This is a genomic window from Pseudomonas sp. SHLD1 (assembly GCF_028640935.1).
GTDB classification, from domain to species: domain Bacteria; phylum Pseudomonadota; class Gammaproteobacteria; order Pseudomonadales; family Pseudomonadaceae; genus Chryseomonas; species Chryseomonas aestiva.
Genome location: NZ_JAQZAD010000013.1, coordinates 989257 through 1005259, shown reverse-complemented (window position 1 = coordinate 1005259; position 16003 = coordinate 989257). Strand labels below are relative to the sequence as shown.

13 protein-coding genes are annotated in these 16003 nt (G+C 69.1%); 7 read left to right on the top strand and 6 right to left on the bottom strand.

The genetic code is table 11. From position 1 onward, the window contains the following. Positions 1 to 193: 193 nt before the first annotated feature. From gabT to PVZ77_RS10080, 3 genes are all read right to left on the bottom strand, one after another. The gene (gene gabT, locus PVZ77_RS10090) at positions 194 to 1483 is read right to left on the bottom strand and encodes a 4-aminobutyrate--2-oxoglutarate transaminase (RefSeq protein WP_273807430.1); all 1290 of its coding nucleotides are present in this window, start codon (positions 1481 to 1483) and stop codon (positions 194 to 196) included. A gap of 142 nt (positions 1484 to 1625) precedes the next feature. Then, positions 1626 to 3089 (bottom strand): NAD-dependent succinate-semialdehyde dehydrogenase, encoded by a 1464-nt coding sequence (locus PVZ77_RS10085; protein ID WP_273807429.1) that lies wholly within the window; start codon positions 3087 to 3089, stop codon positions 1626 to 1628. 144 nt (positions 3090 to 3233) lie between these two features. Further along, a complete protein-coding gene (locus PVZ77_RS10080) occupies positions 3234 to 4142 on the bottom strand; it encodes a LysR family transcriptional regulator (RefSeq protein ID WP_273807428.1) in 909 nt (302 codons plus the stop codon). A 95-nt stretch (positions 4143 to 4237) separates the two neighbouring features. Here PVZ77_RS10080 and PVZ77_RS10075 point away from each other — a divergent pair, with 95 nt between their 5' ends. From PVZ77_RS10075 to PVZ77_RS10060, 4 genes are read left to right on the top strand one after another with little or no spacing between them, the layout of a single operon-like run. Then, positions 4238 to 5374: a DSD1 family PLP-dependent enzyme gene (locus PVZ77_RS10075; protein WP_273807427.1), complete on the top strand. Its 1137-nt coding sequence runs from the start codon at positions 4238 to 4240 to the stop codon at positions 5372 to 5374. Next, a complete protein-coding gene (locus tag PVZ77_RS10070) occupies positions 5364 to 5753 on the top strand; it encodes a RidA family protein (protein WP_273807426.1) in 390 nt (129 codons plus the stop codon). Before PVZ77_RS10075 ends, PVZ77_RS10070 begins: the two co-directional genes overlap by 11 nt. Positions 5754 to 5779: 26 nt before the next feature. Next, a complete protein-coding gene (locus PVZ77_RS10065; RefSeq protein ID WP_273807425.1) occupies positions 5780 to 6628 on the top strand; it encodes a GNAT family N-acetyltransferase in 849 nt (282 codons plus the stop codon). Between the two features lie 29 nt (positions 6629 to 6657). Beyond that, positions 6658 to 8115 carry an aldehyde dehydrogenase family protein gene (locus PVZ77_RS10060; protein ID WP_273807424.1) on the top strand — a complete coding sequence of 486 codons (1458 nt, stop codon included), beginning with the start codon at positions 6658 to 6660 and terminating at the stop codon, positions 8113 to 8115. Here the strand turns inward: PVZ77_RS10060 and PVZ77_RS10055 are convergent. The 3 genes from PVZ77_RS10055 to PVZ77_RS10045 all read right to left on the bottom strand — a co-directional run bounded on the left by PVZ77_RS10055 (position 8109) and on the right by PVZ77_RS10045 (position 11755). Further along, a complete protein-coding gene (locus tag PVZ77_RS10055) occupies positions 8109 to 9008 on the bottom strand; it encodes a LysR family transcriptional regulator (RefSeq protein ID WP_273807523.1) in 900 nt (299 codons plus the stop codon). The two genes, PVZ77_RS10060 and PVZ77_RS10055, sit on opposite strands and share 7 nt — an antisense overlap. A gap of 76 nt (positions 9009 to 9084) precedes the next feature. Beyond that, the gene (locus PVZ77_RS10050) at positions 9085 to 11112 is read right to left on the bottom strand and encodes a 2Fe-2S iron-sulfur cluster-binding protein (RefSeq protein WP_273807423.1); all 2028 of its coding nucleotides are present in this window, start codon (positions 11110 to 11112) and stop codon (positions 9085 to 9087) included. Positions 11113 to 11143: 31 nt separating this feature from the next. Then, a complete protein-coding gene (locus PVZ77_RS10045) occupies positions 11144 to 11755 on the bottom strand; it encodes a glutathione S-transferase family protein (RefSeq protein ID WP_273807422.1) in 612 nt (203 codons plus the stop codon). 307 nt (positions 11756 to 12062) lie between these two features. On the opposite strand from PVZ77_RS10045, the gene PVZ77_RS10040 reads away from it, so the two are divergent. The 3 genes from PVZ77_RS10040 (at position 12063) to PVZ77_RS10030 (ending at position 15983) form a co-directional block, all read left to right on the top strand. Continuing rightward, on the top strand, positions 12063 to 12575 hold the full coding sequence (locus tag PVZ77_RS10040) for a sigma-70 family RNA polymerase sigma factor (protein ID WP_273807421.1): 513 nt from the start codon (positions 12063 to 12065) through the stop codon (positions 12573 to 12575). After that, positions 12569 to 13516 (top strand): FecR domain-containing protein, encoded by a 948-nt coding sequence (locus tag PVZ77_RS10035; protein ID WP_273807420.1) that lies wholly within the window; start codon positions 12569 to 12571, stop codon positions 13514 to 13516. Before PVZ77_RS10040 ends, PVZ77_RS10035 begins: the two co-directional genes overlap by 7 nt. A 70-nt stretch (positions 13517 to 13586) precedes the next feature. Next, positions 13587 to 15983: a TonB-dependent receptor gene (locus tag PVZ77_RS10030; RefSeq protein ID WP_273807419.1), complete on the top strand. Its 2397-nt coding sequence runs from the start codon at positions 13587 to 13589 to the stop codon at positions 15981 to 15983. Positions 15984 to 16003: the final 20 nt, after the last annotated feature.

Here is a 16003-nt window from a genome sequence, read left to right as displayed (position 1 = left end):
TTTCCCCTTGGCGCCGCGCCGGTCGTGCCGGAGCGGCGTTACGTTCGACCTCAGAAGCCATTCACGACCTGCTGCGCGTCGGCCAAACTGCGTTGAAAAAGCTTTCGAAATGCTCATTTACCGCTTGTAAACTGCGCTTTCTCAGGCTTTTTCGCCTTGTTTGACGCTAGCTCGCGAGATCGTGGACAGCTTCTCAGGCAGCGGCCTGGGCGAGGGCTTGGCCGAACATGTGCAAGGCTTCGGCCAGTTGTGCCTCGGTGGTCACCAGCGGTGCCAGGAAGCGGATGACATTGCGTTCGACACCGCACTTGATCACCAGCAGGCCCGCCTGGCGAGCACCGTCGATGACCTGCTGGGCGAGGGCGGCGTCCGGACTGTGGCCATCGGTGCCGACCATTTCCACCGCCAGCATGAAGCCACGGCCACGCACCTCGCCGATGCGTGGATGCCGCCGCTGCAGCTCGAGCAGACCGCTGCGCAGCTGCTCGCCGAGGGCGATGCCGCGGGCGACCAGATCCTCTTCCGCGAAGACGTCCAGTACCGCCAGGGCCGCGGCGCAGGCCAGGGCGTTGCCGCCATAGGTACCGCCGAGGCCGCCGGGCAGGGGCGCGTCCATGATGGCGGCGCGACCGACCACCCCGGAGAGCGGCAGGCCACCGGCCAGGCTCTTGGCCACCGTCACCAGGTCGGGCTGGACGCCGGTCTGCTGGAAGGCGAAGAGGCTGCCGGTCCGGCCGAAGCCGGTCTGGATCTCGTCGGCGATCAGCACGATGCCGTGCTGGTCGCAGAGGGCGCGCAGCGCCTGGAGGAATTCCACCGGCGCCGGGCGGAAGCCGCCGTCGCCCTGCACCGGTTCGATCAGGAGGGCGGCCACCTGATCGGGTGCGATCTGGGTGGCAAAGACTTCGCGCAGACCGGCCAGGGCCTGCTGGCTGTCCACCCCGCGGAAGGCATCGGGGTAGGGCGCGTGGTAGATGTCACCGGGGAAAGGCCCGAAGTTCTGCTTGTAGGGCTGGGCGAAGCCGGTGAGGGTCACGCCGAGCAGGGTGCGGCCATGGAAGCCGCCGCGAAAGGCGATCACCCCGGGGCGCCGGGTGTGGGCGCGGGCGATCTTGATGGCATTCTCCACGGCTTCGGCGCCGGAGGTCAGCAGCAGCGTCTTGTAGGCTTCGCCGTTGCCGATGAGGGTATTGAGACGGCTGGCCAGCTCCAGGTAGGGCTCGTAGGCCATCACCTGGAAGCTGGCGTGGGAGATCTCGCCGACCTGGCGACGCACGGCCTCCACCACCCGTGGGTGATTGTGACCGACGTTGAGCACGCCGATGCCGCCGACGAAATCGAGGTAGCGACGACCGTCCACATCCCAGACTTCGCTGCCCTGGGCGCGGGCCACCACGACGGGATGGGCGGTAATGATGCCGCGGGGAACGCCTTGTTCGCGAAGACCCAGCAGGCGGTCGGTGGCTTTGGCAGCGGAATTCATGCAGCGATACTCCAGGCAGGGGCGAGAGTTCCAGCCTACGCAGGCCGCAGGGTCGGTAACGCTGAAGTTGCCGGCCCCGGCATCGTGATCGGCTGTTTTGCTTGGGGGCGGCGGCATTTTCGGTTGCCTGCCGCCTTGGGTTTCAGTCGAGCCCGCCAAGGTGCCAGGCCTTGACCTCCAGGTACTCGTCCAGCCCCAGGTGCGAGCCCTCGCGGCCCAGGCCGGATTGCTTCACGCCGCCAAAGGGCGCGACCTCCATCGACAGGGTGCCGGTGTTGAGCGCCACCATGCCGAATTCCAGCTGTTCGCCGACGCGCCAGGCGCGGCTCAGGTCCTGGGTGTAGTAGTAGGCGCCCAGGCCGTAGGGCGTGGCATTGGCCAGCGCCAGGGCCTCGGCTTCGTCGCGGAAGCGGAACAGCGGTGCCACCGGGCCAAAGGTCTCCTCGCGGGCCAGCAGCATGTCCGCCGTGGCCCCGGTGAGCACCGTGGGCGCGACGAACTGGTCGCGGCCGCTGGGCGGTCCGCCGTACAGGGCCTTGGCGCCCTGGGTCAGGGCGTCGTCGACATGGCGCGCCACCTTGTCCACCGCCAGGCGATTGATCAGCGGACCCAGGGTCACGCCGGCGTCCAGGCCGTTGCCCACCTTGAATCTGGCCACCTCGGCAGCCAGCCGCTCGGCGAAGCGGTCGTGGATGCCGTCCTGCACCAGGATGCGGTTGGCGCAGACGCAGGTCTGGCCGGCGTTGCGGAATTTGCTCTGCAGCACCCCGGCGATGGCCAGGTCCAGATCGGCGTCGTCGAAGACGATGAAGGGCGCATTGCCGCCTAGCTCCATGCTGGTGCGCTTCACCGTGGCCGCGCACTGGGCCAGCAGCAGCTGACCGATGCGCGTGGAGCCGGTAAAGGACAGCTTGCGTACTGCCGGATTGCCGGTCAGTTCACCGCCGATGCCGGCAGGCATCCCGGTGAGCACGTTGAATACGCCCGGCGGAAAGCCGGCGCGCTCGGCCAGTTCGGCCAGCGCCAGGGCCGACAGCGGGGTGAGGTCCGAGGGCTTGATCACCACCGGGCAACCGGCGGCCAGGGCCGGCGCAGCCTTGCGGGTGATCATGGCGTTGGGGAAATTCCAGGGGGTGATGGCGGCGGCGACCCCCACCGGTTGCCGCAGCACCAGCACCCGGCGATCCCGGGCGGGGGCGGGCAGGATGTCGCCAAAGCTGCGCCGGGCTTCCTCGGCGAACCATTTGACGAAGCTGGCGCCATAGGCGATCTCGCCGCGCGCCTCGGCCAGGGGCTTGCCCTGTTCCAGGGTCATCAGCAGGGCCAGGTCCTCCTGATGCTCCAGCATCAGCGCGTGCCAGCGCTCCAGCAGGGCCGCGCGCTCGGCTGCCGGACGTTCGCGCCAGGCCGGCCAGGCCGCCTCCGCGGCGGCGATGGCGCGGGCGGTTTCCGCCGCCTCCAACGCCGCCACCTGGGCGATGACGGCGCCGGTGGCAGGATTTTCCACGGCGAAGGTGGCGCCGTTGTCGGCGGCTATCCAGTGACCGCCGACATAGGCGGATTCCTTGAATAGGCGTGGGTCTCGCAGATCGGGGTGCAGTGGCATGGTGGCGCTCCCAGTGGCAGGTCAGCCCCTGAGTCTAGGGAGCGGCCACGGTGGCGAATGCCGAATTGCAGGGTGCCTGAACGCTGCCCGCGGTGTTCCTCACCGCCTCGCCGCAGTTTCTGCGGCGGCGCTCGGGCGTTGCCTTTATTGAGCGTCGGTGCCCGCCTCCAGTCCCTTCACCGCCTGGTCGAGGAAGCGGGCCAGCGCCTGGAGCCGGGCGCTGCGCTGCTTGCGCGCGGGGACCAGCAGGGTGATGGGCGCACGGTCGAAACGCCAGTCCAGCAGCAACCGGACCAGCGCGCCGCGGGCGATGGCGTCGGCCACGTCCCATTCGGAGCGCAGCACGATGCCCTGACCCTGTTCCGCCCAGCGTCGGGCCACGCTGCCGTCGTTGGTCAGCAGCGCGGGCTCGATGCGCAGTGTCCGGCGCTCCTGAGCGTGGCGGAGTTGCCAGAGCGTCACGTCTTCGTCGTTCTCGCGGATGCAGATGCAGCGGTGCCGCAGCAGGTCCTGCGGCTCCCGGGGCACGCCGTGCTCGGCCAGGTAGGCGGGGCTGGCGCACAGCCAGCGCTCGTTGTGCGCCAGGGGCTTGGCGATCCAGGAGCTGTCCTCGATGGCGCCGATATGGATGACCGCGTCGCTGTCGTGTCGATCGGGCCAGGGCGTCTCGCGCAGGTCCAGTTGCAGGCGCACGCCTGGATGCAGGCTGGCGAAGCGTGCCAGCAGCGGGGCGATGCGCTGGCGACCGTAGCCGAAGGGCGCCGCCAGGCGGAGGGTACCCACCAGCGGGTGGTCGTGGCGGGCGAACGCCTCCGGCAGGGCGTCCAGGCGCTCGAGCAGCTCGGCGCATTCCCGGGCCAGGCGTTCGCCATCGGGCGTGAGGCTCAGCCGCCGAGCATCGCGATTGGCCAAGGCCACGCCCAGGCGTGCCTCCAGCCTGCGCAGCCGAGCGGAGAGGGCGGGCGGCGAGACGTTCAGGGCGCGCGCCGCCGCGCTCAAGGAGTCGGAACGTGCCAGCAGCACCATCAGGCGCAGGTCTTCGATGGCGATCATTAATCTGAGCTGAAGGAATGAGTCAGTTGAATTGAAGCACAGGTTCATGTTGGCTGGGTACAGTCGAGGCATCGCCCATCGGTCGAGTCCCCGCCATGACCCCGTCCCTGCTCACCCTCGATACCCCCGCCGCGCTCATCGACGAGGCGCGGATGATCAGCAACATCCAGTTCATGCAAGCACGCATGGACGCCCTCGGCGTACGCCTGCGGCCCCACGTGAAGACCAGCAAGAGCGAGGCGGTCATTCGCCGGCAACGGGAGGCGGGCGCCCAGGGCGTGACCGTTTCCACGCTGCAGGAGGCCGAGGCCTGTTTTGCCCTGGGCATCACCGATGTGCTCTATGCCGTGGCCATCGCCCCGGCGCGACTGGAGCAGGTGCGGGCGCTGCGGCGGCGGGGCTGCCGGCTCGGCATTCTCACCGACAGCCTGGCGGGGGCGCGCGCCATCGTCGAAGCCGGACAGCGCCATGCCGAAGCCTTCGACGTCTGGCTGGAGATCGACTGCGACGGTCATCGCGCCGGCTTGCAGCCCGACGATCCCAGACTGTTGCAGGTCGCCGAGGTGCTGCGGGCCGGCGGTATGACTCTCGCGGGCGTGCTCACCCACGCCGGCTCCAGCTACGCGTTGAACGAGCCCGCGGCCTTGCAGGCGCTGGCCGAGCAGGAGCGCGCCCTCTGCGTGGCGGCGGCCGAGCGGCTACGGGCCCGGGGCTTCGCCTGTCCGCAGGTGAGTATTGGCTCGACACCCACGGCGCTGTCGGCCCTGGACCTGACCGGCGTCACCGAGGTGCGCGCCGGGGTCTATGTCTTCCAGGACCTGGTGATGCTCAACGTCGGCATCTGCCGCGCCGACGACCTGGCGCTGAGTGTCCTCACCACGGTGATCGGCCACCAGCCGGAAAAGGGCTGGGTGCTGGTGGATGCCGGCTGGATGGCGCTGAGCCGCGACCGTGGCACCCAACGGCAGCGGCGCGATTTCGGTTACGGCCAGGTCTGCGAGCTGGACGGGACCTGGCTCGAAGGCGCGCTGCTGTCCGGCGCCAATCAGGAGCACGGCATGATCAGCTTCGCGGGAGGGGCGCCCGCCGATCTGGAGCAGCGCTTCCCCGTGGGCAGTCGCCTGCGCGTCCTGCCCAATCACGCCTGCGCCACCGGTGGCCAGTTCGATCACTATCACGCCGTGGACGCCGCCGGCGCCCTCACTGCCTGGAGTCGCCTGCATGGTCGTTGATCCCGAATTCATCCAGACCGCCGAGGCCGCGCCGCCCGGTGGGCATTACGCCCAGGCGGTGGCCTACCAGGGGCTGCTGCATGTCTCCGGGCAGCTGCCGGTGCGGCCCGATGGCAGTCACAGCGTGGCGGCGAGCTTCGCCGATCAGGCGCGCATCGCCCTGGACAACCTCTGCGCCATCCTGACCGCCGCCGGGCGCGGACCGCAGGATCTGCTCAAGGTGACCGTCTACGTGGTGGGTATCGAGCATTGGCCTACCTTCGACCGCCTCTATGCCGGGTACCTGGGCGCGCATCGCCCGGCGCGGGCGGTGGTGCCCGTACCGCACCTGCACCATGGTTATCTCGTCGAGATCGAGGCGCTGGCCCGCGCCTGCTGATCCCGGACATCCCACCAGGAGAGCTCATGAACGCCTCGACCTACAGCTATCGCCCCGCGACCGCCGAGGACCTGCCGGCCGCCCACGCGCTGTCGCAACGGCTGCGCTGGCCGCATCGGGAAGCCGATTGGGCCATGGTCCAGCGCACCGCCGACGGATTCGTCGCCGAACGCGAGAGTCAACGGGTGGGTATCGCCTTCGCCTGCCACCAGGGCGACTTTTCGTCCATTGGCCTGGTGATCGTCAGCGACGAGCATCAGGGCAAGGGGATCGGTCGCCGCTTGATGCAGCTGTGCCTGGACGCCACGGCGCCGCGCACGCCCATCCTCAATGCCACCGAGGCGGGCGCCCCGCTGTATGCCAGCCTGGGTTTCGTGACCTTCGACCATATCCAGCAGCACCAGGGCTGCCTGGCCAATGCGCCCACCGCGCCAGTGCTTTCCGAGTTGCGCTGCCGCCGTCTGGCGCCGGCCGACTATCCGCAGGCGATCGCCCTGGCCAACGCCGCCAGCGGTCTGCAGCGCAGGCGGGTGCTGGATGATCTGCTGCCCGAGGCGCTGCAGGTAATGGGGCTGGAGCGGGAGGGTGAATTGCAGGGCCTGGCCCTGCTCAGACGCTTCGGCCGGGGCCTGGTGATAGGCCCCGTGGTAGCGCCGGATGCCGAGGCGGCCAAGGCGCTGATCGCACCCTTGCTGGAGGCGACCCAGGGTGAATTCGTGCGCATCGACATCCTGGCCGATTGCGGCCTGGCCGACTGGCTGGTAGCCGCCGGCCTGGCCTGCGTGGATCGCGCTCCGCGCATGGCCAGGGGCACGCCGCCACGACCGTCGGAAAACGTCCGATCCTTCGCCCTGGTGACCCAGGCGCTGGGCTGAGTCGCGTTCAATCGTCAGGAGACACCGCCATGCTGCTGGACGCCACGCTGCACGACCTGCTCGATCCCCGGACCACTAATCACTTCTATCTCGACGGCCACTGGGTGCCCGCCGCTGGCCCGGAACGGGTCAGGGTGATCAACCCGGCGAATGAACGTCCCCTGGCCGATGTGGCCCTGGGCAGCGCCGCCGAGGTGGATCGGGCCGTACAGGCTGCCCGCGCGGCCTTCGCCGACTGGTCCGGCCGTACCCCGGCCGCCCGTGCCCGGTTGCTGGAGCGACTCCACGGCCTGCTGACGCAGCGTAGCGAAAGCTTCGCCCAGGTCATCTCCCGGGAGATGGGCGCGCCCGTGGCTGCGGCGCGCGCCCTGCAGGTGCCCCTGGCCCTGGAGCATCTGCGCGTCGCGCGCGAGGTCGCGATCGACTACGCCTTCGAGCGCAGCGAGGGGGCGCTGCGCATCCGCCGCGAAGCCATCGGCGTCTGCGCCCTCATCACCCCCTGGAACTGGCCGCTGTACCAGATCACCGCCAAGGTCGCGCCGGCGCTGGCCGCTGGCTGCACGGTAGTGCTCAAGCCCAGCGAATTGGCGCCGTTGAGCGCCTTGCTGTTCGCCCAGGCGGTCCATGACGCGGGGATACCGACCGGGGTGTTCAACCTGATCAACGGTGACGGACCCACGGTCGGCGCCGCGCTGGCCGAGCATCCCGAGGTCGACATGATCTCCATCACCGGCTCCAATCGCGCGGGGGTACAGGTGGCCCGGGCCGCCGCCGCCACCGTGAAGCGAGTGACCCAGGAGCTGGGTGGCAAGTCGCCGAACCTGCTGCTACCCGACGCCGACCTCGAGACGGCCGTGGCCAAGGGCGTGCTGGCGGCCTTCCGCAACAGCGGCCAGTCCTGCAGCGCGCCTACCCGCATGCTGGTGCCCCAGGCGCGTCTGGCCGAGGTGGAGCGCCTGGCGGCGGCCACGGTGGCAAGCCTCGTGGTCGGCGATCCGCAGGCCGCGGACACCCAACTCGGGCCCCTGGCCAACGGCGCCCAGTTCGCCCGGGTGCAGGAGCTGATCGCCAGCGGCCTGGCCGAAGGCGCCACGCTGATCTGCGGCGGGCTGGGACGGCTCGAGGGCCATGCAGTGGGCTTCTATGCGCGTCCCACGGTGTTTTCGGCGGTCAGCGCCCGGATGCGGATCGCCCAGGAGGAGATCTTCGGGCCGGTGCTGTGCCTGCTGCCCTATTCCTCTCTCGAGGAGGCCATCGCCATCGCCAATGACAGCCTCTATGGCCTCAGCGCCCACGTCCAGGGGCGAGACCCGGCCCAGGTCGCCGCGGTGGCCAACCGCATCCGCGCCGGACAGGTGCATCTCAATTACCCGGCCTGGAATCCCCTGGCGCCTTTCGGTGGCTACCGGCGCTCGGGTAACGGGCGCGAGTATGGCGTCCAGGGCCTGGAGGAATACCTGGAGACCAAGGCGATCCTGGGTCACTGACGCGGATTGAACAGCGGATTGCTCCGCAATCCCGCTACCGCCAGGTCGATGAACGCCCGGACCTTGGCCGGTGCCTGGCGCCCCTCGGGATAGATCAGATTGACCGGCAGTGGTGCCTCTTCGTGGTCTTCGAGCACCAGTTGCAGCACGCCGTCCGCCAGGGCCTGGGCGATCTGATAATGCGGCACGCGGGTGAGGCCCAGACCGCTCTCGGCCGCGCTGATCGCGGCGGCATTGGTGTTGCTGTGCAACAAAGGCTCGACCACCACCCGTTGCCCGCCGGCGAAACGCCATTCCAGCGACGACCAGGCGCTGTGGGACACCAGGACGCGGTGATCGCGCAGCGCGGCGGGCGTCCCCGGGACGCCACGGGTCGCCAGGTAGCTGGGCGCGGCGCAGACCACCCGCCGCATGCAGCCGACCTGGATGGCGGTAAGGCCGGAGTCGGCCAGATGACCGATGCGCAGGGCGATGTCCATCCCTTCGTCGACGATGTTCACCGGCCTGTCGACGAAGAAGGTCCGGGCGCGCACGTCCGGATAACGCTCGAGATAGTCCAGCACCAGCGGCAATACGTGCAGTTGGCCTAGGAGCAGCGGCGCGGTGATCGCCAGGGTGCCGACCGGCTTGGCGTAGTGCCCGGCCGCGGCCAGTTCCGCCTCGGCGATCTCGCCGAGGATGCGCCGGCAATCCTGCAGATAGCGAACGCCGGCCTCGGTGGGTTTCACCGAACGGGTGGTGCGCACCAGCAAGCGGGCGCCGACCAGCGCTTCCAGGCTGGCCACCAGGCGGGTCACCGCCGGGGCGCTCAGGTGCAGATCCCGGGCCGCGCGGGCGAAACTCTCGGTCTCGGCCACCTTCACGAACACGCGCATCGCCTGCCAACGATCCATCTGCGGGGTCTTCCTCAGGGCGCCGGAGCGGCCCGGCAAGACGTCCATGGTAGTCGACCCGGCCAGGCTGGCCAGCCTAGAGATCCAGTTCCAGTGGCGCGGACCCGGCGGCGGGCCGGGCGCAACAGAGCAGGACCTGGTCGGCGGCGACCGTCGCGGCGGGTTCCTTGGCATAGGAGACCGCGCCCTGGAGCAGCCCCGTGCGACAGCTGCCACAGTGCCCCTCGCGACAGCTGAAGGCGGGCGCCAGGCCCTGGGCCTCGGCCAGCTCCAGTAGGCTGCCGGAGGCGGGCGTCCACTGCGCCTCCCGAGCGGACGCCGCGAAGCGCACCCGGAAGGCCTCGGTAGAGGCGGCAGACCGTACGGCCCCAGCCGTCGCCGCACCGCTGCGCACCAGGCCGGCCGGCCCGAAGGCTTCGGCATGAATACGGCCATCCTCGATGCCAAAACCGCGCAAGCCGTCATAGAGGCCCTGGGTGAAGGCCGCGGGACCGCAGAGGTAGAAGTCATAGTCACCGAAGGGCAGCTGGCGGCCCAGCAGCGCCATGTCGATGCGCCCGGCGACGTCATGGTCCACCCCGGGAAGGGCAGCCGCGGGATCGCTCAGCACCCTGATCATTCGTAGCGTTTCCGGAGCCCTGGCCATCAGCTCGGCGAGTTCCCGGTCGAAGGCCCGTTCCGCTAGGGTCCGGGCGCCATAGAACAGCGTGACTGGCCGCCGACCCCGATGGACCGCCTGGCGCAGCATGGCCAGCAACGGAGTAATACCGATCCCGGCGGCGAGGAACACCAGGGGGCGCTCCGCCGCGGCCGCCAGGGTGAAGTCGCCGGCGGGCGCCCGCGCCTCGATCAGGTCGCCTTCGCGCAGCCGGTCGTGCAGCAGTCGCGAGACCAGGCCGTCGCGCTTGACGCTGATGCGGTAATGGCCGTCGGCGGGGAGGGAAGTCAGGGTATAGGTTCGCACCAGGGAGGGTTGCCCCGCCTCGGCTGTCACCCGGATCGGCAGGAATTGGCCGGCCTGGTAGGAGGGCAAGGCTGTGCCGTCCACCGCTTCGAGGTGGAAAGAGCGGATGGTGGCGCTCTCCTGGACGATCCGGGCGATGCGCAGCGGACGCCAGTGGCGGTCCTGGGCCCTGGCCTGCAGGCGCTGCTCGGCCTCCGCCCAGCTGCCGGTCAGCCGACTGCTGTCCGACTCGCCGCCGGGCTGCGTCTGCCAGCGTAGCGCCAGGGCGCCGCGGCGACGGACGATACGCTGCGGGCGAAAGGTCCAGAGGCGTTCGGCGCCTTCGAAGGCGCCGATCTCGGGCGAGTCGAACAGCACCTCGGCGGTACCGCTCAGCTGCAGCAGATCGCCGTGCTCAAGGTCCGCGAACAGCAGGCCGGCCCGGCCATTGGCGACGACATTGCCCAGGGTGTTGAAGAACAGATTGCCGTTGAAGTCGGGAATGGTCAGCAGGCCCTCGGCGTCTACCCGGACGAAGCCCGGCCTGCCGCCCCGGTGCGAGACATCGACCCGTCGCTGGCCCTGCTGGTCGGCGTAGGAGGCGACGAAAAAGGCATCGGCGCCGGCGATCAGCGCACGGGCTGCCATGTCCAGGCCGGTGGGGTGCTCCACGGGCACGACCGGCGTTGCGCCCGGTTCGTGGGCGAAGCTCAGGTCACGCAGCTGGATATAGCGCGGGCAGTTGCCAAAGCTCTGGTCCACCGTCACGCGCAGTCCCCGGGCCGTGGGGGTGAGGATGCCGTTCATGCGATTGCGACGGCGCGTGTGCCACTCGATGCCCAGCAGGCCCACGGCAGCGCCTGCGCCCAGTCCGGACGCCGCTGGATCCTCGCTGGCCGGGCGGGCGGCGATATCCAGGGTGGTGGACGTGGGCGAGGCGAGAAAGCCCGGCTGGCCTTCCAGGATCGTCGCCCAGGCGTCGCCCGCGGCATCCACGCTGCCCAGTACCACGAAGGGCAGCTGGGCGAAGAACTGCCGATGCTGGTCGGGCATGAACGGCCGGATCACCCGCGGCCCCAGGGCCTCCAGGCGTTCGCGGACGCCCAGCCGTTCCTGGATGAAGGTTTCCCCGGCGTGCCAGGTGGGTAGGGGCTCGTGCATGACCTTGGCCTCCAGCAGGGTGAAGGCGCGATCAGGCCCGGAGGCCGGCCGCGGTCTCGGCAAAGGGCACGAAGCCGGGCAGGGCTTCCACCCGCTGCAGGAAGGCACGCACGGCCGCATAGGGCGCCAGCTCCACATTGCCTTCCGGCGCTCCGGCCAGGTAGCTGTAGAGGGCGATGTCGGCGATGGTCGGATGATCGGCGGCCAGCCAGTCTCGCGTGGCCAGGTGCGCTTCCAGGCGTTCGAGCAGGACATGGGCGCGGGCGATGACTTCTTCCGGATTCAGACGGGCGCCGAACACCGTGATCAGCCGCGCCGCCGCCGGGCCATAGGCCAGTTCTCCGGCGGCCACCGACAGCCAGCGCTGCACCGCGGCCGCGCCAAGCGGATCTTCCGGCAGCCAGTCGCGACGACCGGCCTTTTTCGCCAGGTAGACGAGGATGGCATTGGCATCGGCGACCACCGTCGCGCCGTCCTCCAGCACCGGCACCTGGCCGAAGGGATTGAGGGCAAGGAATTCCGGCGTGCGATTGGCGCCGCCCGGAATATCGATGTCGATCAGCTCGACCTCGATCCCCAGCAGCGAGGCGAAGAGCACGGCGCGATGGGCATGACCGGACAGCGGGGTGTGATAGAGCTTCATGATCCGACTCCTGGCAGGCATCGGGCCGAGAGTGGTCCCGATAGGTGCTACCAGCTTGGGATCAGCGAGCTTTCGAGGGAATGGGTCTTCTGGTCAGTTCAGCATTCCGCAAAATGGAATGATCGAGTCAGGGGCGGGCAAGGGCGGCTGTTCCCGTCATGGACCTCAGCTAGGCCCTTCGGCAGTTGCAAATCAGGCCTGATCTGTCTATCAGGCGGCAGTCTAGAGCGCCTGGGACTGGTCGGTGCCTAAGACTGTAAAGTAGAATCAATATCATCTAAGCATCATCGAGCAGGCAGCACCCGTCATGAGTGATATGGCTCTCGCATCCTCACGCCATCTTCATCGGCTCTATTGCGACCACAGCGGCTGGCTACAGGCCTGGTTACGGCGGCGGCTGGGCAGCGAGTGGGATGCGGCCGATCTCAGCCAGGAGGCCTTTCTACGGCTGGTGCGCAGCCCCGAGGTGCTGGGCGAACTGCAGGAGCCGCGGGCGTATCTGGTGACCATCGGCAAGCGCCTGCTGATCAATTTCCAGCGCCGGCGCAGCCTGGAGCAGGCTTATCTCGATGCCCTGGCCGAGCTGCCCGAAGCCTGCGCGCCATCGCCCGAGCAACGCTGGGTCCTGCTGGAAACCCTGCAGGCCCTCGATGAACTGCTCGACGGCCTGCCCGCCATGGTGCGCCAGGCCTTCCTGCTCAGCCAGCTCGAAGACCTCACCTACCGCGAGATCGCCGAGCGCTTGCAGGTCTCCGAGCGCACGGTGAAGAGATACATGGCACAGGCCTATGAGCATTGCCTGCTGGCGGAGCTGTGCTGAGCGGCGCCCAGGACCGGCGGCGGACCGCGATCCGCGAGGCCGCGGGCTGGCTGGCACTGCTTGAATCCGGCGCGGCTGGCGAGCGCGAACACCTGCAGTTGCAGGCCTGGCGCCAGGCCCATGCCGAGCACGAGCGCGCCTGGCAGGCGGCCTTGGCGCTGCAGCAACGCTTCGCCGCGGTACCGTCGCGGCTGGCCATGGCCAGTCTGCAACCGGTCGATCGCGGCCGGCGTACCGCCTTGCGTCAATTGCTCGGCCTGGCGCTGGTGGTACCGACGGGATGGTGGTTGACCCAGGAAGTGCCACTGGACGCCTGGACCGCCGATCTTGGCACCGCCACCGGCGAACGCCGCAGCCTGACCCTGGCCGACGGCAGCCTGCTGCAACTCAATACGGCGACCGCCGTGAACCTGGATCAAGCGCGGCGACGGCTGACCCTCGTGCAAGGCGAGCTCTCGCTGCAGGTGCCCGGAGCCCAGCCGCTGACGCTGGACACCCGCTTCGGGGCCCTGACGGTGCGCCAGGCCGAGGTCTGCGTGCAGCAGGATGACGAGGGCTGCGATGTGCGCGTGGTCAGCGGTAGCGTGGGGGTGCAGCCGCTGAGCGGCCCGGGGCTGGAACTGGGCAAGGGCCAGCAATTGCGCCTCAGTGCCCTGGGGATCGGTGCCATCGAGCCGTTTTCCGCGACGCTGCTGAGCTGGCGCCAAGGCGTGCTGATCGCCCAGGACCAGCCACTGGACGAATTCCTGCAGGCACTCGGTCGCTATCGACGCGGCCTGCTGCGCTGGGATCCCGCGCTCGCCAGCCTCAGGGTCACCGGCAGTTTCCAGCTCGCCGATACTGACCGGGTACTCGCGCTGCTGGCCGCGACGCTGCCGGTGGAGGTGCACTGGCGTACCCGCTTCTGGGTGACCCTGAAACCCCGCTCGGTCAGCGTCTGAAAAAAGCCTGTCCCCTTTTCCGTACTCGTCGGTCATTAACGGCATAGGACAATCAAAGGAGGGGGATTCAATGGTGGCGTTGGTATTGCGTCCGTTGCTGCGCACGGGCTTGCTGGTGGCGTTGAGTGGTACTCCCTGGTGGGCGGGTTCCGCCTGGGCGCAGGAGGCCGCCCGCCGGCACTATGAGATTCCCGCCGGCAGTCTCGCCCAGGCGCTGACGCGCTTCGCCGCGGAATCCGGCGTCAATCTGGCGGTGGATCCTAGGCTGGTGGGCAAGCGCAGCAGCGCCGGCCTCAACGGCGACTATGGCGTGGAGGAGGGCTTCAGCCGCCTGCTGGCCGGCTCGGGGCTGCGGCTGCAACCGCTGGGGGCGCGCGACTTCACCCTGGCGCCCGCGCCGCAGGACAGCGGCGTCCAGGAACTCGCCAGCACCTCCATCGTCGCCACCAGTCTGCAAGCGGACGACGCGCCCTACGCCGGTGGCCAGGTCGCGCGGCAAGGCTCCCAGGGGCTGCTGGGCAATCGCGACTTCATGGACACGCCCTTCAGCCAGACGTCCTACACTGCCCAGACCGTACAGAATCTCCAGGCCCGCACCCTTACCGACCTGATCGCCAGCGATCCCTCGGTGCGCTCCACCAATCCATCGGGTGGTCGCTTCGAGCAGTTCACCATCCGCGGTTTCAGCCTGTTCAATAGCGACGTCGCCTACAACGGGCTCTATGGCGTGCTGCCGACCTATTCCATCGACATGGAGATGGCCGAGCGGGTCGACATCCTCAAGGGGCCGAGCCAGCTGCTCAACGGCATCTCGCCTCGCGGCAGCGTCGGCGGGGGCATCAACGTGGTGCCCAAGCGCGCCACCGACCAGCCCATCACCGAAATCACCGGCAGCTATGCCTCCGACAGCCAGGTGGGCGGCGCCGTGGACATAGGTCGTCGCTTCGGCGAGGACAATCGCTTCGGGATGCGTTTCAACGGCGTCAAGCAATCCGGCGACACCACCTGGGATCACCAGCGCGTCGACCGGCAGATGGGTGTGCTCGGTCTGGACTATCGCGTGGAACGCCTGCGCCTGGGCCTCGATCTCGGCCACACCGAGCGCGACACCGATGCGCCCCAGGAGCGGGTGCTGGTCGGCGCCAATGCCCGGGTGCCCGATGCCGACGACGTGCGCCACAACTATGCCCAGCGCTGGACCCGCGCCCAGACCAGGGACACCTTCGGCGCCCTGCGTGGCGAATTCGACGTCGACGATTCGCTGATGGTCTATGGCGCCGTGGGCGCGCGCCGCAGCGATCACGATTTTCTGCGCCACAACGTTTCCCTCACCAACGACGCCGGCGATTTCACCGTCCAGCCGCGCGACTTCACCCGCGACGAGAACGTCCGCACCGCCAACGTGGGCGCGCGCAAATGGCTGCAGACCGGGCCGGTCAGCCACGAGCTCAATGTCAGCGCCGACTACTTCTACATGGACTTCGAGAACGGTGGCGGGCGCTACGCCAGCGGGGCCAGTAACCTCTATGCGCCCCGCGACCTGCCCGCGCCGGGCGTGCGCACCCGGTCCGATGCCAAGGACTACACCGAGAACCGCTTCAGTGGCGTGGCCCTGGCCGACACCCTGGGCTTCTTCGACGACCGCCTGCTGGTCACCCTCGGCGCCCGCTGGCAGCGGGTCAAGGTGGACGACTGGTCCGATGGGGTGAAGCAAACCACCGCCTACGACGAGGAAAAGGTCTCGCCCTCGGCGGGGGTGCTGTTCAAGGCCACCGAGCGCCTGTCGCTCTATGCCAACTACATGGAAGGCCTCAGCCAGGGCAAGATCGCGCCGTCCACCGCGCTGAACGAGGACGAGATCTTCCCGCCCTTCATCAGCCGCCAGGCGGAGGTGGGCGCCAAGTACGACTTCGGCGCCGTGGCCGTGACCGCGAGTGCCTTCCGCATCAAGCAGCCGGCCTACGAGACCAACGCCACCAGCCGTACCTTCGGTCCCAACGGCAAGCGGGTCAACGACGGGGCGGAGCTGAGCGTGTTCGGCGAGCCGCTGGCCGGCTTCCGCGTGCTCGGCGGCCTGATGTACATCGACAGCGAGCTCAGGGACACCGTGGGTGGCACCTTCGACGGCAATCGCGCCCCGGCCACGCCCAAGCTCAATGCCAACCTCGGCGCCGAACTGGACATCCCGGCGGTGCCCGGCCTGACCCTGACCGGACGGGGGATCTACACCAGCTCCCAGTACCTGGATCAGGCCAACAGCAAGGAAATCGATGCCTGGCATCGCTTCGACGTGGGCGCGCGCTACGCCTTCAAGGTCGACGCCACCCGCGTGACCCTGAGGGCCTCGGTGGAGAACGTGATGAACGAGCGCTACTGGGCCTCCGCCGGCGCTTCCGACGACAGCGAACCCGGCCTGACGATCTCAACGCCGCGGACCTTCGTCTTCTCCACCACCCTGGCGTTCTGACGCCGCCGGAGCCCGCTGCT

Excerpts from the sequence above, each read along its gene's own strand:
- PVZ77_RS10060 (WP_273807424.1), top strand. The coding sequence starts at position 6,658 with ATGCTGCTGGACGCCACGCTGCACGACCTGCTCGATCCCCGGACCACT.
- gabT (WP_273807430.1), bottom strand. The coding sequence starts at position 1,483 with ATGAATTCCGCTGCCAAAGCCACCGACCGCCTGCTGGGTCTTCGCGAA.
- PVZ77_RS10040 (WP_273807421.1), top strand. The coding sequence starts at position 12,063 with ATGAGTGATATGGCTCTCGCATCCTCACGCCATCTTCATCGGCTCTAT.
- PVZ77_RS10075 (WP_273807427.1), top strand. The coding sequence starts at position 4,238 with ATGACCCCGTCCCTGCTCACCCTCGATACCCCCGCCGCGCTCATCGAC.
- PVZ77_RS10050 (WP_273807423.1), bottom strand. The coding sequence starts at position 11,112 with ATGCACGAGCCCCTACCCACCTGGCACGCCGGGGAAACCTTCATCCAG.
- PVZ77_RS10045 (WP_273807422.1), bottom strand. The coding sequence starts at position 11,755 with ATGAAGCTCTATCACACCCCGCTGTCCGGTCATGCCCATCGCGCCGTG.
- PVZ77_RS10030 (WP_273807419.1), top strand. The coding sequence starts at position 13,587 with ATGGTGGCGTTGGTATTGCGTCCGTTGCTGCGCACGGGCTTGCTGGTG.
- PVZ77_RS10065 (WP_273807425.1), top strand. The coding sequence starts at position 5,780 with ATGAACGCCTCGACCTACAGCTATCGCCCCGCGACCGCCGAGGACCTG.
- PVZ77_RS10080 (WP_273807428.1), bottom strand. The coding sequence starts at position 4,142 with ATGATCGCCATCGAAGACCTGCGCCTGATGGTGCTGCTGGCACGTTCC.
- PVZ77_RS10070 (WP_273807426.1), top strand. The coding sequence starts at position 5,364 with ATGGTCGTTGATCCCGAATTCATCCAGACCGCCGAGGCCGCGCCGCCC.
- PVZ77_RS10085 (WP_273807429.1), bottom strand. The coding sequence starts at position 3,089 with ATGCCACTGCACCCCGATCTGCGAGACCCACGCCTATTCAAGGAATCC.
- PVZ77_RS10055 (WP_273807523.1), bottom strand. The coding sequence starts at position 9,008 with ATGGATCGTTGGCAGGCGATGCGCGTGTTCGTGAAGGTGGCCGAGACC.